The organism is Nitrobacter sp. Nb-311A (assembly GCF_000152905.1).
Classification (GTDB): Bacteria; Pseudomonadota; Alphaproteobacteria; order Rhizobiales; family Xanthobacteraceae; genus Nitrobacter.
In genome coordinates, this window is record NZ_AAMY01000023.1 from 33,912 (window position 1) to 56,574 (window position 22,663).

A 22,663-nucleotide genomic window follows, 5' to 3' on the forward strand; every position below is an offset into this window, starting at 1 on the left:
TGCAATGCCGGCGCGGCGGGTGTTTTCATGCCGTCAGTGCATGAGGCCGAGACGGCTGGCGCCTATATAGAGCGCCAGCACCGCGGCATTGGAGACGTTAAGGCTCTTGATGTGGCCGGGCATGTCGAGACGCGCGACCAGGCTGCACGTGTCTCGCGTCAGCTGCCGCAGACCTTTGCCTTCCGCGCCGAGCACCAAAGCCAATGGCTGCCGCAACTGGACGGCGGCGAGATTTTCGCCGCCGGTGCTGTCGAGGCCGACGGTCATGTAGCCTCGGTCGTTCAGTCCTGTCAGTGCTCGCGCCAGATTCTGCACCTGCACCAGCGGCACAACCTCGAGCGCGCCGGAGGCGGATTTTGCCAGTACACCGGTGGCCTCGGGACTGTGGCGCGCCGTGGTGACGATCGCCTTCACCGAAAAAGCCGCGGCCGATCGCATGATCGCGCCGACGTTGTGCGGATCGGTAATCTGGTCGAGCACCAGCACGATGCCTTCCTGCGTCAGCGTCCCGATATCAGGCGAGGGCAGGGGATCAGCTTCAGCGAGCAGTCCCTGATGCACCGCGTCGGGGCCGAGACGCTGGTCGATCGTGCTTGGGCGTACAATTTCGGGCGTGATCCGGGTATTGATGTTCTCATGCTTGAGCCGCAGCGCGGCGTTTTCCGTAAGCAATAATTTTCGGATATGGCGGCGAGGATTGGCCAGCGCGGCCGTCACGGTATGCCAGCCGTAAAGCACCAAGAGGTTATTAGGGCCGGTCTCGCGAGCGTTCCGCGCCGAACCGTGCCTTTGCGAGCGTTTCGAATGGGCATACTTGGCGTGGCTGCTACCGCTACTGCTCCCCGGCCGTGAAATCCGCCGGAATCGCGGTTCTCGATCACGGTCCCTCATGCGCGCCTGTCTCGAACATTTGTAATCAATGAATTGGTCAGTGAGGCTAGAGCATGATCCCGAAAAGTGGAAACCGGTTTTCGGAAAAGATCATGCTCACTTAAAAAGACAGGCGACGAGTCTGATTCAACGCGGTTGAAACAGACTCTAGGGGCGGCTCGTTCCGCGCCCTGTAGCCAAAACCCCGTACCTCAGCCCATACCCCGAAAGCAAATCGGGCGCCGAAAAGCTCATTGCCAAGCATCTTACGAACCCGATTCCGAAGGCAATCCGATACGAGACCGCGGATGGTCCGCAACCCGGCTTGCGGCTGGTCATTCAACCGTCCGGCGCAAAGAACGGGACTGTGCATGACGCACGGGACGGACGCGATGGCTCTCCTAGCAAACCCTCCGCGCGCCCGAACCTTCGGCGTTGATCCCGCTGTTACATCTTCGGATGCGGATGGTCCTTAGGATTGATGTAGTCCGTCGTTCCCATTCCGAGGCGCGCCGTTCCCGAGAGCACAGTGACGATCTCCGGTTTCGGATGGGTGTGTGGTGCAATGTGATAGCCTTTCGGCATCTTCAGCCGCAGAGTAAACAGGCCCTCCTTTCCCGGGTTACCGTACAGCACTGCCGCCTGCGCGCCCTGTGGGAGGAAGGGGGGCGCTGGTCCCCGCATGATGTCCCGTGGCGAGATCAGCTTGTGCTCACTTGTCTCCTGACCAACGGCACTGCCAGCCATTGCTGTGAATACGATAGCCGTTATCGCGATAATTTTGAGAAGGGTGTGCCGACTCATTGTGGCTTCTCCTTTGACTTAGGTTCTGCCAATGGACAGCTCCGCGTCCGACGCAGGCGTGCGAAAGGTCAAGTCAGATTGACCTCAGCCGAGAAGCCTGCCTTGCCGGAACATGAAAACGCCGGGAATGAAGCTTCTGGCCACCGTGAGAGCGCTACTCTCGCAGTTTTCCAAAGCGATCTTCTGGGCGAGCATCACATCTCCCATTGGCAGGTCGCCCATCGTCCGGAAACACAGCCCGAGCCTCGGGCGGCCTTTTTCGTCGACCTCGCAAATGTTCGACATGGTGCCCGGGTAAATCCTGTACTGCCTGCCGGTGTCGCTACCGACGACTTCGAAATATCCCTTTTTCGTGAACTGCATCCGTTGTACCGGCGACAGCCACTCGCGCAGAAGCCGCAAAGACCGGCCCTCCGCAGTTCGCTCCGCCCCAAGTATGATGAAGAGCGCCCTTACGGCTCTCACACGGGAACGTTCGTATGGCGGATGGCGCGACATGGCGCTGACCGCTTCTATCCACCGACCAATCTGGGGAAGAACAACGTTTCTTCCGCGTCCGGGTCGAAAGACCGGATTTGTGAGACCTGACCCGCATCGGTCCGGACCGCGGCGGTGAAGCCGAGTTCCGTCAGCTCGCAAAACCGCTGCTCCGCCTGCGCGAGTTGCTGTGCGTTCTTCCGGTTGAAAAAGTGCCGGCTGTCGCCGGTGCGGTCCATCACGATCTGGATTGCCATGATCGTCCTCCTCGGATTGCTAATAGCCAAGGACCTTGATCAATTATCCGGCTGAAGCCGCGAAATTTCAAGAAATAGATTCGTGACGAACCTAAAATCAGGTGTCGGGATTATCGATCCGCTCGTGGTTCAAGATGGCTTCCGGACGTTTGCGGTCCTCAACGCTGGATTTGCTTCGCGTGCAGTCACTCGGATGAGATCGAGGCTGGGATGGAGAACGTTTGAGCTGCAACTCTAGCGGTCTTAATCGATGTGCGGCAGGACAGCGAAACGCCTTCCATCGTCATGAAGTGCCTCTTACGCCCGCATTGATGCAGTTCGGTGAGATTACGCTCCGCCGCCAAAATCGAACGAAAGAAGATGAAGCGATCGGATCGTGACGGCTTTCGTCGAACACCAACGGTTTTCCGATCTCGCGAATGCCACAATGCTATGATTTGCCAATCGACAGTTCGAAGAGTTTGTATAATGCACACGATGGAGATCAGAGAATGAAACTCAAACTCGCACTGGCGGGTCTGATCGCCTCCACATCGGCGTTTCCTGCCCTCGCTCAGATGGCGCCAGGTGCTTCGCCACGCTCACAGAGCACAACCGGCTCCGCCGGTAGTTGGTATATCGTGCAAGACACTTCAACGGAGAAGTGCGAGGTCACGAGCCTTAAGCCGAGGACAATAGGAAAAACAAAGGCTGTCGGGAAGAGTTCCTATAGATCGAGAACAGAAGCCGAAAACGACCTGGGTAAAATTCCCGAGTGCTTATGACGCTCTCGCTGACCGCTGATCCGGTGAAGGCTAACTTGCGCGAAACTCAGGGTGCAATCGGCAGTCTTGATTTTTCGACAGCACGTCAAAGCCTGTCGCAGATTGACGAACTGGCCGCGCTTATATCGATAGCCACGGACCTGCGAACATTGCTTGCACGTCATGCGGCACTCGCTTGAACCATTCGATCACGCTCGATTCGGGAGTCCTAATCTGGCCGCGCTGCATTATATTTTTTCGCGTCGCAGGGGGAGTATTCGCGATGCCCCGCAGCCCGAAAGACCTGGCGGATCGCATGGCGGCTCGGCGCCGGCAGGCCAAGGTCGATGACGGGTTCGCGCGCCAAACCTTCACTCAACCGCGGGAGCAAGCGCGCCAGACGGCGAGGGCGTTCCTGGATCGCTGGCCAGCTGCGGCTTACATGTCGGAAGTGGAAACCTGGCGGGAACTGCCCGGCGGCAAGATCGAGTTCACAATGAAGCGGTTGCGCAGCGCGGACTAAGAGGAGTCGGCGACAAAAAGGCCCGCCGGAAGTTACAGCGGGCCAATTCGGGTTCGGGGATCACGGGGGCTGTGGGATCAACCCGTTCCGGTTGATTCAATGCGCGGAGCAGAAGAGCGTTCCATCAAGAAAGCCCGTTACGGACGAGGAGGGTGGGGTGAGGAAAGTGGATGTGTCCGGCAAGGACGCGTCGCTAGTCCGAACCGCTTGGCGACCGATGTCCTGACGATTTTCTATCGATCAACACCATTCAACCAGATGTCGATGATGACGACGAGCGACATTAGCAGAGCAGCGCCAACTAATAAGATGATCGTATCCATCACCGCCTCACCCGGGCGTAGGGGCAATCCGCTTTTTCGCGTCGTGCAGGACGTCTTTAATCGTCAGTGGATGCTTCACGAAAAAATAGAAGCTCAAGACTAACCCGCTCCGGCGGCAGGCAGGGCCTTATTTCGGCGGTAGCAGTCCTGGCGATCTCGTCCATGCGTCATAGCGCGCCGCAGTTTCCGCCTGTTTGACCTTTTTCAGCAAGGCATCCCGAGCGGGGCCAGGTTCTAATTTGTCCGCTTGCTCGCGCGTCTTCTCAGCCCACGCCGAAAGTCGATCCTGGAGGGTGAGTAGCTTCGAACCGTGACGTTCCGCCATTGCCGCATCTCCACCTTTTGAAACTGGTAGAAATTATATCATATGACAACTTAAGCGGGTTATAGTCGTGTTACGGGTACGACCAAATCGGCATGCGAGATGCCGATCGGCGGCTAGGTGTCACCACACGGGCAATGGGCATACCCAGTTAACGATGGAACCCGCGATCTCATTTAATGGTCCGCCGCTATTGCGGCGGTTGGCAAGGCAGCGCCCGTGTCTGAACTGATCGCGGCCTGTATCTCCTGATAAAGTTCGAGCTTCGCCATTTCCAGAAGGACTTTCACCAAATCGAGGTCGAGGCGCCGAGCTATGTCCCAGGCGTCATCGATCAATTGTTCAAGTTCTTCATGTCTTTCGAGACCCCGTGCCATCTATTGTAGCCTCTCCCTGGGCATATTGGGTTATGGGCAATGAATCGGAGGACGGGTCTGGTGCTGCAAGGTCGATCCCATGTATTCCCGCCTTACCCAAACCGAATAGGCCAAAAAGGAAGGCGGCGAGACAAGTACGCGAATCCGTACCTTGATCTCTCGGATAAGGATTGCACTTAAGCAGGAGAGATTTGCTCGCCTTGCAAAAGAGGGCAGGCGACCGTCGCACAAAAAATCATCAGCACACCGCGGCTATCCTCAGAAGTGCGCAATGAAAGCCTTCTTCTTCGAGCTGATTTTGCTGTAAGTCACTGAAATATTTGGTGGGGGAGGTAGGACTCGAACCTACGAAGCCATAAGGCGGCTGATTTACAGTCAGCTCCCTTTGCCACTCGGGACACTCCCCCGCAACGCCATCGGATGCCATCTGCTGCAAGTGGCCCGACTGACCATGGATGACACTAAAAGGCACCTGCCCGGATGCCGAGCGCGCGGTTGCGCGCGTTTATTGGCGAAGCGCCCCGGCAAAGTCAACCGAGCGTTGGCCAAGAGGCGCACTTCCACGCATCCGATCATGGAAATGGCTGTGCTTTAAGACTCATAACGTGGGTGCGGGCGTTTTCCGTTCGCCCTTCAGTCCACTTGTTCACTGTGCATATTCGAAAATCGCGAATGCCGCGCCCAAGATAACGAACAGGACGATGCCGACGATCAGGCCGATCTTACCTCCTCTGGTGCTGTCACGCCTGCCCTCGAATTCCCGACTAGAACTGCGCCATTCCCAAAAATCATTCATTGTTCGCCTCCTTCATCTCATCGCTCCGTTTTAAGCATGCTTCTTCCGGAAGCCAGTGCGGCGTTGAGGAAATTCGGACCGGGAGCGCCTAGCCTAAGAAGGAAGTTGAGCGCATGCCAGTTGACCCTACGTAGGCGCGGAGGACAGAAACCGCCAGCGAGCGCGAGCCTGCATTCTCAAAGGGGCCGGGCCCGGTGGGTGAGCGTGCCTATGAATTTTGGGGATCCGGGCGGGCAGTTTAAAATCTTGGTGCACGGCTCGATTAGTCGCCGACCGCTCATGTCTTCTAAGGGTGGACCCGACGAAACGCGTGCGGCAGGCGGAGCCTGAACTTCTTCAGACGATAGACGATAGAGGTATCGTCTCCAGCTCCCGCAAGCCCCGGAGGCGCCTCCCAGCTCGTAATCGCTTCTAATTGATTCGGCTCGTTTTTTTGTCGCGGGAATTGGTATCTCGCGGCGCTCAATCCAAGCAAATTAACCTCAACCTTCAATCCTAATGCATGCACCGGTCTGCGTCTAGCTGGACAGGACATGGCTGCCCGTCCTAGGTACCGCCACCATGATTAGCGGTTCCGTGCCGGATATTTCAGAGCAGGGATTTAGTTGCCGCGTTCCCTCACTCCAGCGTTTCGGGAGATGTGATGATCCGACTGTTTATTGCATCGGCAATGATTTGCATTGTCGCCACACCGTTGTCGGCCAGACCCAAGAAATGGCACATTGCTACCGGCTGCGATGCGATGCGCCCCTGCTATGGCAACTGGAGCCCGCTGTATGGCTCGGCGGAGCATGGCGGCGGGTATTTTCGACATTTCGCCGTCCGGCACCGGGGCCGCCACAACTCGCACAGACGAATTTCTAGCGGACTGGCAAGGGTGATGGCCGATGGCGCGGGGAGAGCGGTCGGTATGATCCGTTCGGCCTCGGGGGCCACGGCGCATGTTGCTCGCCGCGCCACCGGTGCTTTTCAGTGTCTGGTGTCGGCTCTTGACCGGCAGGGCTATCCGATCCGGTTCATGGGCGGCTGGCGGGCGCACGGAAGTGTGCGTGGCTCGCTGCATCCGGCAGGATTGGCGCTCGATATCAATCAGTACGGACGCAACGTCACGCGGCCACGCATGCCCCGCAACGAAATCGCGCTGGCGAACTCCTGCGGTCTGGTTGCGGGCGCGCAATGGGCAAATGCCGACAGCGGCCATTTCCAGCTCGGCGGCTGGAGTGGAAGAGGGTATGAGGCGCGCCGTCACTATCGCCGCCGTGCGCGTTATGCCAACGCGCGATGGTGATGTCGGTTCAAAAATCCCGTTGTCATCTCGTTTGAACGATTTGCCGCTCCCGGCGTGACCTATGCAGCGCGCCATTATCGGCGCGGATGTTACGTGCTGAGAGGCGCTGATACGCGAAGTATCCAGCCGCTTGTCTGTCGCAGCAAAAGGCGCGGCGAGCTGTCCCGCCGCGCCCCGATGTTGTTCTCGCTGGCCCGGGCGCTGAGTCGCCCTCCACGAGGCAAAAGCCTAGCGGGCGATCCCAGCGAGGTGACAGCGCTCTGAATAAGACACTGGATCACCTCCTTTCGTTGTTGTTGGAAACTGGAACATAGGCACGAACTCACGGCATGTTAAGATCTTTGCTCGTGCGTTCCGGGCCGCTCATTGCGTTGCAGGACGGTTGAGGGGCCCGGCGCGACGTGATAGGTGATCGGCGGGCGCGGGTGTAGCTCAATGGTAGAGCAGCAGCCTTCCAAGCTGAATACGAGGGTTCGATTCCCTTCACCCGCTCCAGAAGGATTTCAATGCAGGAAGACGAGTTAGCCCTTCCGGCGCGTGGGCGAGGCTCGTGATAACATGAAGGTGATCGCCGAATTGCTCCGTTGACCCATATGGCACATGACCTGCTTGGTGGGCCTTGAGCCGGAGCAACCCTCATCGCCTGATCCTCCCGGAAGACGGCAGATAGTTAGCCGATGCGCGATGCTCGGCGGGAGAGCATCACAATAGAACTAGAGAGCCGCTTTACATACATATCGCACAGAACCGTGTGGCCTGCCTTCGTATAACGCAGTCCACCGCCCACAGGGTTGCAGTGGGAATCGCAGGCTGAGTTGCCGAAATAATTGAAGAGGGTTCGAGATGACCAAAAACAGCACCAATCCTTGCGCTCGCCAGATCAGTTTTGCCGGCAAGGTACGTACCTTCAATTTGAACGACCCCAAGGTCTTCGCCATGATCGCAGGTGGAGCGAAGTTGAAGCAGGTCTCGAGGATGATCACGATTGCACGCCTCGGAATAGGCAGGGCTCCACTGGCCGGACAGTACGGCGACACACCGGCGGCTTGCCACAAACGCTTTCTTGAAAAGATCTATTCGGAAACCGATGTGGAGAACGTCATCACCCTCGGGTTGATTGGTGGCGGGATGCCCGAAGATGAAGCTTTCGCGCTGGTTGATGAGCATGTCGTCGGTAAGCCGCTTGAAGCCAACGCGTTGATCGCATCGGAAACCATTGCTGCGTTGTTCGCCGACGCCGGCGATGCGCAAGCAGAGCGGAAATGATCCCCTTGAGCATGATCCCGATCCGAAGGGCCGCGCCAGCGCAAATGGAAACCGGTTTTCGGAAAAGATCATGCTCAAACAAAAGTTAAGCGAGGAGTCTGCTTCAACGCAGTTGAACCAGACTCTGGAGTGCCAGTCTTTGCGGATAACTCGGGTTTCGGTGGACGGGAATTGAGGAGTCGGAAATCACCATCGACGGCCCGGTAATCACCTCAGGGCGATGCCCGAGACGATTGCGTCGGAGCATGAAACGGGTCTGAACAAAGTTGCGAGCATGACTCTCGCTACCGATGGTTTCAATTCGTCCCTTCCGCAAGGCGATCCGCCGTATCATGAGCTGGTTCTGCTATTTTCATTTTTGCCGCGCGCTTGCGCGTAAGCGGACGTCATTGCGCGCTGATACTCCTTGATTGATCGCGGCCGGCAAGCGCGAATCATTTCTGTGTCGTCTCGACGGCGTCGTGGGGACATCTCGTTACTTTCGAGGTATTCAAGTTTGTCGGCTCTTGCGCCGCCTTGAAGGCGGCACATACCCCGCCTAGTTAGCTGCCATGCTCTGAGAGATGTGCGCGGCTGCATATTTGCAACTGTCGTATTATTCGCGGGACGGAGAGCGAAGGATGCACGTCATCATTGAAGCGTATCCGTGCGGCTGACGGTTGTGCGCATGTCATCAGGTCGTCCCCTCAACGTGTTACGATCATGCTGACCTGCGCCGATGTAAGTCAACTCTGTAGATCACAAGTTGCGGACGGCGGGTGATGGGAAACTCCATTGCCATTACGCGGGGCGGCTGGATACTTCGCTTCGTCTCGCGGAGAATTCCAGCCTGTGCTGCGCTCGTTGCACATATCGCCGTCTTTTTCACGCTGATTTACGATCCGACGGCCAGGCTCGTCATAAGCGAACAGCCTGGTCCGACGCTTGTAGAAATCGTCGCTGTTTCTCCCCAAGGCTCAACCGCCGTCGAGGGAGGCGAGGCTGCCGAACCAACATCGACGGCGATGATGGACTTACCCCCGCAGACGTTGGCGGAGGAACCGTCGCGTGAGATTTCTGAACAAGGAGAAACGATAGAAAAGCCGGTGACATTGCCGACACCGCGTCCCAAGCGAGCGGCGGTTGCCAGGGCGAGCGCACTTCCCGTTCTGCTAGCCCCAAGTTTCGCGCCGCCTCGTGAGAGAGGCGCTACAGGTGTGCCCGACCAGCCAACGAGCGAATTGACGGGAACGAGCGACACCGCTCAGGCGCCAGCCGATGTCCCGGCTGCCTGGAAGGCGAGGCTGCTCTCCCACCTTGAGCGCTACAAACGCTATCCGAGCGAGGCTCGTATGAAAGGAACTGAAGGGACAGCGCTTTTGAGTTTCGGGATGGATCGCGACGGTCAGGTGCTCCGATATCATCTGGTGCGCTCTTCGGGGTCTCCTGAACTCGACGACGAAGCCGTCGCAATGATCGTGCGCGCATCTCCTTTGCCTCCCGTGCCACCGGAGATCACAACGCAGGCTGTGCAACTCGTTGTTCCCGTCCGGTTCAGGATGTGAACTCGTTCTGCTCTTGCGCGGTCTGGCAGGTTTCGGGATTCGTATCTATGTCCGGTCGATAGAAGTGTCCGACCGATATTGAGCCAAAGGTGACCCATGCGCTGGTATTTTGGCATTGCTGCGGTTCTCGCAGTCATCATTTTTTCGCCGGCATCGAGCCGCGCTGGCGTGAACGTGCGCTTCGTCAATTCGGGCCACTATACCGATGCCGGTTCATTCGATGTTTCGCCCGCGTCGGTGGAGGCGGCCTTGCAGGCTCATCTGGAACGCCTCGGCAAGCGATTTCTAGCGCCTGGGCAGACCCTCAATATAGACATCCTTGATATCGATCTTGCCGGCTATCAACAACCGTTGCGTTTCGGTCCCAACAATGTCCGGATTGTGCGCGGCGTTACGCCACCGAGGATCGAGCTGCGATATGTGTTGAGCGAAAAAGGACGGCGCAAGCGCAGCGGCCAAGAAACGCTCACCGATATCAATTACCAGATAAATCCATCGGCCCGCTTTTCCAGCGACCGGTATGTATACGAGAAAGCATTGCTGGATGACTGGTTTCGGCGTGCCTTCGCCACTGGTCGCCACGGCTTCTGAGGCGCTATGCGTTCGCTATGATAGCCGTCGTAATGCCGCAGCGAAGCCAGTCCTTGCTGGGCAAGCTCGTTGCCTGTCGTTTCACCGAGACCGCTGTAAAGGCGTGAATGCCTGCAACGAGAGCGGGCATTATGGCGACAGCAGAACTTATTGATAGCGCATCTCCAGCCTCGCGCGGAGCCTTTAGACGCTATCTAAAAAATCGAGCGTTGCGGCTATTTTGCGGTTCTTCTATCAGGGCCTGGGCGACTCTTCTTCCGCAAGAGCTGAAGGTTTGCCGCCAGCACGCCCGGGATCGCGCATCAAAGCATGGATACAACGGCCACAACGGAGACCGATGACGACCTGATGTCGGCTTATCTCCGGCACTGGAAGGCCCTGTGCGCGCATTTGAAAAAGCGGACTGGGTCGCGCGAGCTTGCCGAGGATGCCCTTCAGGAAACATGGTTGCGGCTGGCCGGGATGAAAAATGATGCCGCCGCGATTCACGATCATCACGCCTTTATCCTGCGGGTTGCCGGCAATATTGCGATTGATCTCGTCCGCAAGGAGCGGCGGCATACGGTTCATTGCGTCAGCGATGAGACTCTGCTCGCCGCGGTGGCCGACAATACGCCGTCTCCGGAAATCTGCATCATCGACCGTGACCAGCTTCGCTTGCTGGTTCTGGCGCTCGCTCGATTGCCGGAGAAGCCGCGTGCGGCGCTGTTGCTGAATCGCTGCGACGGCCTGTCCCATCGGGAGATCGCCGCCCGGCTAAAGGTTTCGGAGAGCATGGTGGCGAAATATCTGGCTCAGGCTTTGCGCCATTGCCGCGATCATTACCGTCATCAGGCATGAAATGTGCGCTAACCGGTCTATGTTCGGCCCGCTCGTTTCGTCCTGGAAAGAAGGGGCCGGCGCATCGATGCGGTCTCGGTGGAGTAGCGGTTTACGATGAAGCCGGAAGACAAGCAGCAGCATGAATCCGATATCGCGCTGAGCGATGCGGCGATCGACTGGCTCGTCAGGCTTAAGTCCGGGCAGGCGACCGCCGAGGATCATGCCGCCTTTGCAGCGTGGCGTGGGCAGAGCACGGAGCACGAACTGGCCGCGCACGAGGCCGAAGCCGTCTGGCATGGCGTCGGCGTCGCGGGCGACCGCGCCAGGACCCTGGAGCGAAAGGAACGCCGCGCCAAGGTGACGCGACGGGCGGTGCTGGGCGGAGGAACGCTGGCAGCAGTCGGCTTTGTCGTGGCGCGGTCCGGCGTCATCGGGCCGCGGCTGTTTGCAGACTTCGTCACCGAGGTCGGAGAGCAGCGCACCGTTGGTCTTACAGACGGGTCATCCGTATTTCTGAACGCCAGCTCGGCGTTTTCCGTCAAGTTCAGTGCTCACGAGCGCCGGCTGTCGCTGTTCGAAGGTCAGGCGACCTTCACGGTTGCGCACGATACGGCGCGGCCCTTTGTCGTCGAGGCAGGGGACGGGCAGACCCGTGCCGTCGGGACGGTTTTCGACATCGATATCCGCGCTGGCGAGGTGGTCGTGACGGTCGTGGAGGGTGTGGTCGCGATCACGACCGATCAGGCGCCCGATCCGGTCATCGCGCGGGTGGACCAGCGCGTTCATTATCTTCCGCGCGGGAGGCCATCGGCGCCGGAAGCCGCCAATGCCGATATTGAAACGGCATGGCGCCGCGGCAAGCTGATCTTCAATCGCCGTCCGCTGGCCGATGTGGTGGCAGACATCGAGCGCTACCGCCGGGGACGCATCGTTCTGGTGGGAGACGGGTTGCGGTCGCTGGAGGTGACCGGCGTGTTCGATCTCAACGATCCGGAGGCGATCCTGCACACGATCGAGGATACTTTGCCGGTACAGATGACACGGCTGCCATTCGTCACCATCGTTCGTTAGAGCCATAAACGATCCCGCCCAGTTTTTCTTTGTCGACCGCTGCAAGATTTCGCCAGCCGTTTCGTCCTTGTTTCCGAGGGACGGTGCAGGGGCGTTATCGCCCAACGCCCTCTCGCAAATAATCGGGGCAGGCGGGTATCATATTATGAGTGGGGCAGAGGATAACGGATGCGGCAAAGGCGCGGGGGCTGCGCACAAGATTGTGTTGTTGGGATCGGCGGCCGCTCTCATGGTTGTGGTGAGTGGTGCAATCGTCGGCTCCGCGAGCGCCCAGACCATTCCGTTGCAGCAAAGCGCGCCGCAGACGATCGCCTTCAATATTCCGGCGCAGGATCTCGGCGGGGCGCTTAATGCATTCGCCGACCGTGCCGGGTTGCGGTTGCTATTCCCCTCGAATCTCGTAGCGGGACTGCGCAGCGCCGGTCTGGCTGGGTCGTTGACACGCAATCAGGCGCTCACCCGCCTGCTTGCCGGATCGGGCCTCACCTACCGCTTCACCAGCGCCAACACCGTGACCATCGCTGATTCTGCCGCCGCCTCTGCCGGAGCCGCGCCGGCCGGCGCGATCTCGCTCGATACCATCGACGTGCAGGGGGCGTCCTCAAGCGATCCCGGCAAGACCGAAGGCACTGGTTCCTACACGCCGAGCGTGACGGCAAGCTCGACCCGGCTTCAACTCACGCCGCGCGAGACGCCCCAGTCGATCAGCATCATTACGAGGCAGCAGATCGACGATTTCAAGCTGCTCACCGTCAACGATGTGATGACTCAAACTCCTGGCATCTCGACGGTGACCTATGAAAATGAGCGCGTCGAATATTATGCGCGTGGCTTCGCCATCCGGAATTTTCAGGATGACGGAATGCCCGGCTTCTACGCCAGCGGTTATCCTGCGGGTCAGTCGCTCAGCGACATGGCGATGTACGATCGGGTCGAGGTGCTGAAGGGGGCCAACGGCCTAATGACGGGCACCGGCGATCCCGGCGCGACGGTCAACCTGATCCGCAAAAAGCCGACCTCGGTTTTTCAGGGGCACACCACTCTCACCGGAGGTTCCTGGGATACCTATCGCGGAGAACTCGACCTGAGCGGTCCATTTAATAAAGAAGGGACCGTGCGGGGTCGCTTCGTGGCAACTCATCAGGATCGCGGATCCTACATGAACTACTTCAAGAATCGAAGCTCGTTGGTCTACGGCGTTCTGGAAGCCGATTTGACGCCGGACACGCTGTTCACAGTGGGCGCGCACTATCAGTACAATATACCGAAGGGAACGTCCTTCGGCGGAATTCCGCTGTTCGATAGCAACGGCGACTTCAACCAAATGCCTCGCTCCTTCAATCCCGGCGCGCGCTGGAGCAGTTGGGAACAGTACGTCTACAGCGCGTTCACCACCCTGGAGCATCACTTCGACAACGATTGGCGAGTCAAGCTGCAACTGAAGCGTCAGGTCAACGGCTACGACACGCGCCTTGGCTCCGCGAGTGACGGTAACCCCAATCCTCTCGACGGGTCCGGCGTCAGCATCTGGACCGGGGCGTTTCTCGGTCAGACCCAACTCGATGTCGCCGAGGCCTATGCGACCGGGCCCGTGCATCTGTTCGGACGCAAGCACGACCTCGTTTTAGGAGGAATTATTTCCAAAAGGCATTGGCGCAATTCGATTTCCTCAGCCGATCCGGCCTATGATCCCACGGTTCCGAACTTTTACGATTGGAACGGGAATATTCCGCAGCCGGCGTGGGTCCTTGATGGAGTCGGCAACGAAGTGATGCGGAATCGAGCGGCGTACGCCACTTTTCGCTTCAACGCGCACGACAAGCTGAAGCTGATCGCCGGTACGCGCATCCTGCGCTATGAATGGATGCAGCGTCCTTATTGGGATCCTTCGGTGGAAGAGCGTAGCAACAGGTCGGTCGTGGTGCCGTACTTCGGCGCGATCTTCGACATCAATGAACACCTCTCGATCTACGGCAGTCATACCGGCATCTTCCAACCCCAATACGAGCGAACCGAGCAGGGAATAACGCTGCCGCCGCAGGAAGGCGTCAGCAACGAGGTTGGGTTGAAGTCCGCCTTCTTCAACGGACGCCTCAACTCCAGCGCCGCTTATTTCGAAATTCAGCAGAACAACTATCCGGTTCCCACGGGCGGCCTCGCTCCGGATGGTAATCCTGCCTATCAGGCGGTCGATGGCGTCGTCACCAAGGGGTTCGAGCTGGAGATTTCAGGCCAGCTTTCGCCGCAGTGGCAGATTCAAACCGGCTTTACCCACAAGATCTCGAGACGCGACAGCATCAAGGTTTCGACGCTGACGCCCGAAAATCAGTTTACCCTCTATACGACCTACAAACTCGATGGCGCGTTGGACGGGTTGACGGTCGGCGGCGGAGCGCGGTGGCAGGACATCACATGGAGCGATCAGGTCTGGAACGGGGTAATTGGCGCCGACGTCACGAGCACGGCGCCGAGTTATTGGGTCGCGGATTTGATGGCTAACTATAAGTTCAACGAGAACCTTTCAGCCACCTTCAATGTCCGAAACCTCTTCGACAAGAAATATTACTCGATCTACAACTGGTACAGCAGCTACACGTGGGGCGCGCCGCGTAGCTTTCTTCTCAGCATGACATACAAATTCTGAGGTCGCGGCCGAGCGGGCCGTTCGGAAAAGCAATCCGTTCGGCGTTCGGCAGGAGTTCGCCCGGGGCGGTAGTTTCTTCGGGATTGATGGCGCATTTTCGCCCGGCCGACCAGATCGGCGTTTAAGGCTGCAAGTCTTTTGAATCAAAAATACAATTCCGCATTCGGCAACTCCGGCACCGGCGTTTATGGCGAGCCGCAACATTATACCGTGTCCACCAAGTTCCGGTTCTAAAGCGTCTGGAAGACAGATGGGCGCGACCTTGTTCGCTTGCGACGTAAAAAATTTTGCAACTAGGGGGTTCAAAAAGCGGTCGCTCGAACGTCTCTAACTATAGAGGGTCGCCATTGTTTGACTTGGGGATGTCCCGTGGCGGGACAACCAGCGCGCCGAGGGACAGCAGGAGTGAATGGAACCGTATCGCGTAAATCCTCAGGCGCCCGCCTGTGGTTCGTAATTCACGGCTGGTTGGCGCTGCCGATCTGGGCGTTTTTGTTCTTCGTTTGTCTGACGGGGTCGATCGCCACCGTCAGTCAGGAGATTGTGTGGCTGGCGAGCCCGATGGTGCGGGCCAACGCGCCGGCTGCGGATGCGCGGCTGCTGGGCTACGACCAGATCATGGCGGCTGTCGAGCGTGAGGTGCCCGGCGCGCGGGTGCGGTTCATCTCGCGGCCGGTGAAGTCGATGTTCGCGCTGACCGTCTCGGTCACCCGCCCCGAAGGCAGCACCGATACGCTCTACGTCAACCCCTACACCGGCGCGGTGCAGGGCGAGCAGGGCGAGTTCGATTTCCGCGATTTCGTGCGCGCGCTGCATGGCTGGCTGTTGGTGCCGTTCAACGACGGTTTCTCGCTCGGCTGGTACGCGGTGTCGGCGTTATCGATTCCGCTGCTCGGCTCATTAATCACCGGCATCGTCGTCTACAAGCGGTTCTGGCGGGTTTACCTGCGGCCGCGCCTGCGCACCGGCAAGGGTCGGCGGGTGTTCTGGGGCGATCTACACCGGCTGGCGGGCGCGTGGTCGATTCCGTTCATCGCCATCATGGCGGTGACCGCGGGCTGGTTTCTGGTTCGCGCGATCCTTGACGATAATCATATCAGCATCTCAACGATAGGCGTGCCTGCTGTGGTGGCGCGGGGCGATGTTCCCGTGGTGGCCAGAGGCGAGCCGGCTCCCCGCATCACGCTGGAGCAGGCGGCGGAGGCGGTGCGGCGGCAGTTGCCCGATCTCGAGCCGAGTTTCGTGCAGTTCCCGAGCAGCGCCTATAGTCACATCCGGGTCGGCGGGCGGGGTAGCTATCCGCTTTTGTTCGAGACGGTCGACGTCAACCCTTACAACGGCAAGGTCGAGCGGACGCGGCGCGTGTCCGACCGCTCCGCGCTCGAGCTTGTCACCGGCTCGATGCGGCCTCTGCACACCGGCGACTTCGCCGGCGTCTGGCTCAAACTGGTCTATTTCGGGTTCGGACTGTTGCTGACCACGCTGGTGTTCTCCGGAATGATGGTGTGGACGAAACGCACCGCGATCGAGACGGTGAAACTGGTGCGCGAGCGCGCGTCGGCGCGGCTCGGGCTGGAGGCGGCGGAATGACGGCGCTCGCCTCCCCATCGCGCGGCGCATCGCTATGGCAGCGCTGGCGTTTTCACTTGAGCGCGCTTGTGCTGATCGTGCCGGTCATCTTCACGCCCGTATTCTTCCAGGAAAACGCATTTTTCGACGGCAAGAAGGGACTCGGTCAGCGCGAGATCGGCGAGATCGCGGTCGGACCGTGGAGCGTGCGGCTGGCGGAGTTCAAGGTGGTTGCGCCGGATGCGGAAGGCCGCGCCGGCTATGCCAAGACCTTCGCGTTGGCGCTGTGCCCGGCCTGCGTCGATGAGGTGAAGGCGGCGTACCTGCGCGTGGGCAAACCGCGCAACATCCGCACCGCGGGCGCGCTGTTCTCCGGCACGCCGTACCGGCAGACCGCCGAGATGCGAATCCCGGACCGGACCACGGCCGACGATGTGCTGTGGCTGACGCTGGAGGGTTGGGACGGCGCGCTGCATCAGGCGACAATTCCGATCCGCGCCGCTTCGCCCATCACCGCTGCCTGGCTCGAGAAGAGGGGGCGGCCATGAAGGGGCTTCGGAAAGGCGGGCTGATCATCGCCGCCATCGGCGCGGTATCCCTGTTTATCGGCGCTGCATGGGCGCATCCGCCGTTCTGCATCTGCAAGATGGCCAATGCGACGACAGTGCGCTGCGAGGGCGGCTTCGCGGACGGGAGGGGTGTTCCCGGCGTCAAGCTCGACGTCGTCCGCTATGACGAATCCATCGTGCTGGAGACGAAGTTCGGACCGGATTCGATCGTGAGCTTCAGGCGGCCCGAAGGCGAGTTCTATGTCCTGTTCGACGCCGGACCCGGACAGTCGTTCGACGTCGATTACAAAGACATTCAGTGAGCGGATGCCGACGATGAACGCCCCGTTGCCTCCTGAAGATGTCGACGGCCTGACGCTGCCGCCGGCCTGGGCCGCGCCGGCACGAGCGCGCGGCTCCCGGCGGCTCGTTCTGGGGGGGAGCGTCGTAGGGTTGGCTGCGCTCGGCACCCTCGCCGTCATGGGATTCCGCGCGCCGTCGCCTGACAGCCTCTATGAGACCGCTGCCGTCACACGGCAGGACATCGAGAGCACGGTCGCTGCGACCGGAAAAATCCAGCCGCACGCCTATGTCGATGTCGGCGCGCAGGTGTCCGGACAGTTGAAGCGTCTTCACGTTGCTGTTGGCGACAAGGTGACCGCGGGGATGGTAGTGGCGGAGATCGACGCCGAGATGCAGGCGGCCAAAGTCGAAGGCATCGAGGCCGATCTTGCGAGGTTATCCGCCGAACTGGCCGAGCAGGAAGCCGGGCTGGTGTTCGCCAAACGCAATGTCGAGCGCCACCTGACGCTGTCGCAGACCAGCGCGGTGTCGCAACTCGCCTTTGAGACCACGACGCGCGACCGCGATATCCTGATCGCCCGCATCGACGCCTCCAAGGCCCGCATCCGTCAGATGCAGGCCGATCTTCGCGCGCAGAAGACAGCGCTGCGCTTTGCCCGCATCACCGCGCCGATGGGGGGGACCGTGGTCTCGGTGGACGCGAAGGAAGGCCAGACCCTCAATGCGAACTATGACACGCCGCTGATCCTGCAGATCGCCGACCTCGATACCATGACGGTGTGGACCGATGTGTCCGAAGCCGACGTCGTCAAGCTGCGTGAAGGCATGCCGCTGTGGTTCACCACATTGGGCCGGCCGGACCGCAAGTGGCATGCGCGGCTGCGGCAGATCCAGCCTGCTCCGCGCCGGCCCGACAAGAAGGCCGAGCCCAAGGCTGCGACGCAATCGGGCAATGTCGTGCTCTACACCGCGCTGTTCGACATTCCCAACGAGGACGGCGGCCTTCGCGCCGGGATGACGGCGCAGGTGTTCTTCGTGACGGCGGCGTCGAAAGATGCGCTGGTGGTGCCGGTGTCGGCGCTCAGCGAAGGGCGCGTCCGCGTTCTCCTGGACGACGGCAAAATTGCCGCGCGCAAGCTTGAGACCGGCGTACGCACCCGTTTCCTTGTCGAGGTCACGCGCGGCGTTGCCGAGGGCGAGCGCGTCATCACCGGCGTGAAGGCGCCTGGCCCGCCCGCAAAGCTGAGGGTGGAGTCATGAGCGCTTTGCATGTTCCGCTCATCGAGCTCAAAGGCATCTGCCGCTCCTATCGCAGCGGCGATGTTATTACGCGCGCGCTGCGCGGCGTCGACCTGTCGATCCACGCGGGCGAGTTCGTGGCCATCGTCGGCGCCTCCGGCTCGGGCAAGTCGACGCTGATGAACGTTATCGGCCTGATCGACCGGCCGACAAGAGGAACCTATCGCTTTGCCGGACAGGATGTCGCCGGGCTCGATCGCGACGGTCTCGCCAGCCTTCGCCGCAATTCCTTCGGCTTCATCTTCCAGCAGTATCATCTGATCCCGACGGTCTCGGCGCTGGGCAATGTGGAGATGCCGGCGGTTCATGCTGGCGCGCCGCGCGCCTATCGTCATCGCCGCGCGGCCGCGCTGCTGGCGCGGCTCGGCCTCGCCAGCCGCATGGTCAATCGTCCGTCGCAGCTATCGGGCGGCCAGCAGCAGCGCGTCTCGATCGCGCGCGCGCTGATGAACGGCGGCGCCGTCATCCTCGCCGACGAGCCGACAGGGGCGCTGGACTCAAAGAGCGGCGTTGAGGTGCTGGCGATCCTGAAAGAGCTGTCCGCCGCCGGCCACACCGTCATTCTCATCACGCACGACCCGAAAGTAGCCGCCGCGGCGGAGCGAATCATCCGGATCGAGGACGGGCTGATCGCCTCCGACAGCGGTTGCGGCGTTCACGCTGTTCTGCCCTCGTTTGCGGCAAACACCGCACGGCCGGGAAACGATGCTGCACCGGCGTTCTGGGGGTGGCTGGAAGAGGCGGTACGCTCCGCCTTCGCCGCCCTTGCGGTCAATCCGGCCCGCACCGCGCTCACCTTGAGCGGCATCGTCATCGGCGTCGCTTCCGTCGTCGCCATGATGGCGATCGGGCGCGGCGCGCAGGTCTCATATATGGAGCAGGCATCCGCCATTGGCACCAACTGGGTGGTGGTCGGCCGCGTCGGCGAATCGGCCGCGACCAGCCTGCCGCTGACCCCCGCCGATGCCGAGGCCATCAAGGACCTCGACAACGTGTCCGGATCGATGCCGGCGATGTGGGAGATGGCGACCTTCCAGCGAGGCAATGTCAGCCTGAGCGCGGAGGTTATCGGCACCACGGCCGAGTTCCGGACGGTTCACAACTGGAATGCGGCCAAGGGAGCTTTCTTCACCCGGGAAGACGAGCTTTCCGGCAGCGCGGTCATGCTGCTCGGGAGCACCGTGGCTTTGAAGCTGTTTCCCGGCATTGCCGATCCGTCGGGCCGCTCCGCTCTCGTCAACAATGTGCCGTTTCTTGTCACAGGCGTTCTGGAAGACAAAGGACTTTCCGCAAGAGGCACGGATCGTAACAACAACATGGTGATGCCGCTTCGGACAGCGGCGACGCGGCTGTTCGGCAAGGACGACCTGTCGGAGATCGTCGTTTCGATCGCAGACATGTCGCGTCTGCGCGAGACCAAGGACGCCATCAAGACGCTGCTGATCCGCCGTCATGGCCGCGAAGACTTTTACATTCACGATGCGGCATCGGCGTTCCAGAAAGCCGAGGACGAGCGCCGCTCAAGCAATCTTTTGCTCGGCGCCATTGCCGCGATCTCGATGCTGGTCGGCGGCATCGGCATCATGAACATCATGCTGATCACCGTGGCCGAGCGCACCCGCGAAATCGGGGTCCGCGCCGCGATCGGAGCCAGGACCGCGGACATCCTGGGCCAGTTCCTGACGGAAGCGATCGTGTTGTCGGCAATCGGCGGCGTGGTCGGGCTGCTGCTCGGCGTGCTGATCGGAATAGCCGCCGCCACGCTGTTCGGCATGACGGTCATCTTCTCGATCACGGCAGCGGTCGGGGCGGTGGCGGGGGCGGTGGTTATGGGAACGCTGTTCGGTTTCATGCCTGCGTTTCGGGGGGCGCGGCTTGATCCTGTCGTCGCGCTCGCCGTTCTGGCGATTGCTGCGCCGGCGGCTGCGCAGCAGCATGGGAGCCATCCGGCTGCGGCATCACCGGCGCAGCCATCATCGTCGGTGCCGGCGTCTTCACAAGCAACGTCATCGCAGGCATCGACGCCGGCGCAGCCGTCCGCAAAGCCATCGTCCGCATCGCCGCCAACCTCGGTTGCGCCGGCGGTTCCGTCAGCGTCCGGCCCGGCTTCGGCGACATCGCCGCCTGCGGCTGAAGCTGCGTCCGGGGAAGCTTCGCCGTCGTCGCCGCCCTCATCGGATGCGGCTGCCGCCACGTCTTCGGATGCGGCCGCGCCTCTGGATCAGTCCGCTCCGGCGGCCGCGCCGTCGCCTGCGCCGAATGCTTCATCTTCCACGCTTCCGCAAGACCTGTCGCCGTGGGGGATGTTCATGCAGGCCGACATCATCGTGAAGGCGGTGATGATCGGTCTGGCGTTTGCATCCTTGGTGACGTGGACGATCTGGCTGGCGCGGGGCGTGGAGCTTGCGGCGTCGCGGCGGCGGGCGCAGAGCTGCCTGCGCAAGCTGGAGCGCGCCGGCACTCTGGCGGCGGCGCGCGCCGAGATCGCCGAGGGCTGGACCGGCAAGGGCCCGGTGTCGGATCTGATGGAGGCGGCGGAGAACGAATGCAGGCGTTCGAACGATCTGTCCTCCGAGGGCATCAAGGAGCGGCTGGCGATCGCGCTGTCGCGGATCGAGGCCAAGGCGGGGCGCGACATCGCCCGCGGCACCGGACTTCTGGCGACCATCGGGGCGACCGCGCCGTTCGTCGGGCTGTTCGGCACGGTGTGGGGCATCATGAACGCCTTCATCGGCATCTCCCATTCCAAGACCACCAATCTTGCGGTGGTGGCGCCGGGCATCGCCGAGGCGTTGCTTGCGACCGCGCTCGGGCTGGTCGCCGCGATCCCGGCGGTGATTATCTACAACGTGTTCGCGCGGGCGCTTTCCAGCTACCGGGCGCTGCTGTCGGACGCCTCCGGCGAGATCATTCAGCACATCTCGCGCGACCTCGAGCGCCAGGAGCGGGGGCTTGGCCCGTCCGTGGTGCCGCTGTCGCGCGGCCGCTCCGCCGCGGAGTGATGCGCCATGGGGGTATCGCTGAAGAACCCGCAGGACGGCGGCATCGACGAGCTGAGCGAAATCAACGTCACGCCGTTCATCGACGTGATGCTGGTGCTGCTGATCATCTTCATGGTGGCGGCGCCGTTGTCGACGGTGGACGTCGCGGTCGACCTGCCGGTGTCGAACGCGCAGCCGCAGCCGCGTCCCGACAAGCCGGTGTTTTTGACGGTGAAGCAGGACCTGGGGCTGGCGCTCGGCAATGAGGAGGTGCCGCGCAACGCGCTTCAGGCGACGCTGGACCAGCAGACCGGCAATGACCGCGAGCAGCGGGTGTTCCTGCGCGCCGACGGGACGGTGGCCTACAGCGAGCTGATGAAGGTGATGAACCTGTTGCGCGAGGCCGGCTATCTCAAGATCGCGCTGGTCGGGCTTGAGGACACCGGACAGGCGCAGGCGGGTGGCGTGGCCGCCGGTAGCAGCGTGCCGGCGGCGGCGTCGCAGCCATGAGGATCGACTGGCGCGATCCGGACGGGCGGCCCGAGGGCGCGGTGACGAGGGCCGCGGCGCTGCGCTGGACCGCGGCCGGGCTTGCGGTGGTCGCGCTGCATGCCGGCGGCATCTGGCTGGCGCTGCACTGGCCGGCGCAGGCGGAGGCGCCGGGCGATCCGCCGGCCGCGATCATGATGGAGCTGGCGCCGCTGGCGGTGGCGCCCGAGGCGCCGCAGCAGGACATCGCGCCGGGGCCGCAGATGGTGGAGGCCGAGGAGCAGCCTGACGAACCGGACAAGCCGGTCGAGGAAAAGCCCGATCCGACGCCGCCGGAGGTGAAGGAGGCCGAGGTCAAGCTGCCGGAAACCCCGAAGGTGGAGAAGGCGGAGGTGGTGCTGCCGGCCAAGGTCGAGCCCAAGCCGAAACCGAAGCCGAAGAAGAAAAAGCAGAAGAAGGCGCCGCGCACCACCGCGCCGCAGAGTTCGCAGGCGCAGCGCGCCGATCGTGCGGCCGCGCCGGCCGCGGGCATGGCGTCGTCGATGTCGCCGGCCTCGTGGAAGGGCGCCTTGATGGCGCATCTCAACCGCCACAAGCGCTTCCCCTCCGGCGCCGGCGCCGGCGTCGCCACCGTCGCGTTCACCATCGACCGCTCCGGCCGGGTGCTGTCGGCGCGCCTGGTGCGCTCCGCCGGAGATGGTATGCTCGATGCCGAGGCGGTGTCGCTGCCGCGCCGCGCCAGCCCCGTCCCGGCTC

22 protein-coding genes and 2 tRNA genes are annotated in these 22,663 nt (G+C 61.4%); 17 read left to right on the forward strand and 7 right to left on the reverse strand.

Annotated elements, in window-relative coordinates:
* Positions 1–33 precede the first annotated feature (33 nt).
* The 4 genes from NB311A_RS07050 to NB311A_RS07065 form a co-directional block, all read right to left on the reverse strand.
* Positions 34–891, reverse strand: a complete 858-nt coding sequence (locus tag NB311A_RS07050; RefSeq protein WP_040674217.1) for an RNA methyltransferase — start codon at positions 889–891, stop codon at positions 34–36.
* Positions 892–1,317: 426 nt separating this feature from the next.
* A complete protein-coding gene (locus NB311A_RS07055; protein WP_009797814.1) occupies positions 1,318–1,674 on the reverse strand; it encodes a cupin domain-containing protein in 357 nt (118 codons plus the stop codon).
* Positions 1,675–1,758: 84 nt separating this feature from the next.
* On the reverse strand, positions 1,759–2,172 hold the full coding sequence (locus tag NB311A_RS07060) for a hypothetical protein (protein WP_050752079.1): 414 nt from the start codon (positions 2,170–2,172) through the stop codon (positions 1,759–1,761).
* Positions 2,173–2,186: 14 nt separating this feature from the next.
* Positions 2,187–2,408 (reverse strand): hypothetical protein, encoded by a 222-nt coding sequence (locus NB311A_RS07065; RefSeq protein WP_009797816.1) that lies wholly within the window; start codon positions 2,406–2,408, stop codon positions 2,187–2,189.
* Between the two features lie 760 nt (positions 2,409–3,168).
* Between NB311A_RS07065 and NB311A_RS21535 the strand changes: the two genes are divergently transcribed.
* Positions 3,169–3,351, forward strand: a complete 183-nt coding sequence (locus NB311A_RS21535) for a hypothetical protein (RefSeq protein ID WP_009797817.1) — start codon at positions 3,169–3,171, stop codon at positions 3,349–3,351.
* A gap of 83 nt (positions 3,352–3,434) precedes the next feature.
* Positions 3,435–3,674: a hypothetical protein gene (locus NB311A_RS07075; protein ID WP_009797818.1), complete on the forward strand. Its 240-nt coding sequence runs from the start codon at positions 3,435–3,437 to the stop codon at positions 3,672–3,674.
* Positions 3,675–4,495: 821 nt separating this feature from the next.
* On the opposite strand, the gene NB311A_RS07085 is transcribed toward NB311A_RS07075, so the two are convergent.
* The 3 genes from NB311A_RS07085 to NB311A_RS21875 form a co-directional block, all read right to left on the reverse strand.
* Complete coding sequence (locus NB311A_RS07085) at positions 4,496–4,696, reverse strand: hypothetical protein (protein ID WP_009797821.1); 201 nt, start codon at positions 4,694–4,696, stop codon at positions 4,496–4,498.
* Between the two features lie 321 nt (positions 4,697–5,017).
* Positions 5,018–5,103, reverse strand: a tRNA-Tyr gene (locus NB311A_RS07090).
* 239 nt (positions 5,104–5,342) lie between these two features.
* Positions 5,343–5,492: a hypothetical protein gene (locus NB311A_RS21875; RefSeq protein WP_009797822.1), complete on the reverse strand. Its 150-nt coding sequence runs from the start codon at positions 5,490–5,492 to the stop codon at positions 5,343–5,345.
* 643 nt (positions 5,493–6,135) lie between these two features.
* On the opposite strand from NB311A_RS21875, the gene NB311A_RS07095 reads away from it, so the two are divergent.
* From NB311A_RS07095 to NB311A_RS07170, 15 genes are all read left to right on the forward strand, one after another.
* Entirely contained in the window at positions 6,136–6,780 is a 645-nt protein-coding gene (locus NB311A_RS07095) for a hypothetical protein (protein WP_009797823.1), read from the forward strand.
* A 421-nt stretch (positions 6,781–7,201) separates the two neighbouring features.
* Positions 7,202–7,275, forward strand: a tRNA-Gly gene (locus tag NB311A_RS07100).
* Between the two features lie 348 nt (positions 7,276–7,623).
* Positions 7,624–8,046, forward strand: a complete 423-nt coding sequence (locus NB311A_RS07105; RefSeq protein ID WP_009797824.1) for a GTA-gp10 family protein — start codon at positions 7,624–7,626, stop codon at positions 8,044–8,046.
* Between the two features lie 761 nt (positions 8,047–8,807).
* Entirely contained in the window at positions 8,808–9,590 is a 783-nt protein-coding gene (locus NB311A_RS07115) for an energy transducer TonB (protein ID WP_009797826.1), read from the forward strand.
* 174 nt (positions 9,591–9,764) lie between these two features.
* On the forward strand, positions 9,765–10,181 hold the full coding sequence (locus NB311A_RS07120) for a DUF3016 domain-containing protein (RefSeq protein ID WP_245256957.1): 417 nt from the start codon (positions 9,765–9,767) through the stop codon (positions 10,179–10,181).
* Positions 10,182–10,490: 309 nt separating this feature from the next.
* Positions 10,491–11,021, forward strand: a complete 531-nt coding sequence (locus NB311A_RS07125) for an RNA polymerase sigma factor (protein ID WP_009797828.1) — start codon at positions 10,491–10,493, stop codon at positions 11,019–11,021.
* Between the two features lie 96 nt (positions 11,022–11,117).
* Positions 11,118–12,074 carry a FecR family protein gene (locus NB311A_RS07130; RefSeq protein ID WP_009797829.1) on the forward strand — a complete coding sequence of 319 codons (957 nt, stop codon included), beginning with the start codon at positions 11,118–11,120 and terminating at the stop codon, positions 12,072–12,074.
* 145 nt (positions 12,075–12,219) lie between these two features.
* The gene (locus NB311A_RS07135) at positions 12,220–14,718 is read left to right on the forward strand and encodes a TonB-dependent siderophore receptor (RefSeq protein WP_009797830.1); all 2,499 of its coding nucleotides are present in this window, start codon (positions 12,220–12,222) and stop codon (positions 14,716–14,718) included.
* Positions 14,719–15,123: 405 nt separating this feature from the next.
* Positions 15,124–16,308 carry a PepSY domain-containing protein gene (locus NB311A_RS07140; protein ID WP_207382357.1) on the forward strand — a complete coding sequence of 395 codons (1,185 nt, stop codon included), beginning with the start codon at positions 15,124–15,126 and terminating at the stop codon, positions 16,306–16,308.
* Positions 16,305–16,835, forward strand: coding sequence for a hypothetical protein (locus NB311A_RS07145; RefSeq protein WP_009797833.1), 531 nt, complete (start codon positions 16,305–16,307; stop codon positions 16,833–16,835). The genes NB311A_RS07140 and NB311A_RS07145 overlap by 4 nt, the downstream gene beginning before the upstream one ends.
* On the forward strand, positions 16,832–17,158 hold the full coding sequence (locus NB311A_RS07150; RefSeq protein ID WP_009797834.1) for a hypothetical protein: 327 nt from the start codon (positions 16,832–16,834) through the stop codon (positions 17,156–17,158). Before NB311A_RS07145 ends, NB311A_RS07150 begins: the two co-directional genes overlap by 4 nt.
* Positions 17,159–17,171: 13 nt before the next feature.
* Positions 17,172–18,398: an efflux RND transporter periplasmic adaptor subunit gene (locus NB311A_RS07155; protein ID WP_245256958.1), complete on the forward strand. Its 1,227-nt coding sequence runs from the start codon at positions 17,172–17,174 to the stop codon at positions 18,396–18,398.
* On the forward strand, positions 18,395–21,439 hold the full coding sequence (exbB, locus tag NB311A_RS22500; RefSeq protein ID WP_009797836.1) for a tonB-system energizer ExbB: 3,045 nt from the start codon (positions 18,395–18,397) through the stop codon (positions 21,437–21,439). Before NB311A_RS07155 ends, exbB begins: the two co-directional genes overlap by 4 nt.
* Positions 21,440–21,445: 6 nt before the next feature.
* Positions 21,446–21,928: a TonB system transport protein ExbD gene (gene exbD, locus NB311A_RS07165; RefSeq protein WP_009796378.1), complete on the forward strand. Its 483-nt coding sequence runs from the start codon at positions 21,446–21,448 to the stop codon at positions 21,926–21,928.
* The coding region (locus NB311A_RS07170; RefSeq protein ID WP_009797837.1) for an energy transducer TonB at positions 21,925–22,663 on the forward strand (739 nt) is incomplete at its 3' end. The genes exbD and NB311A_RS07170, both read left to right, overlap by 4 nt.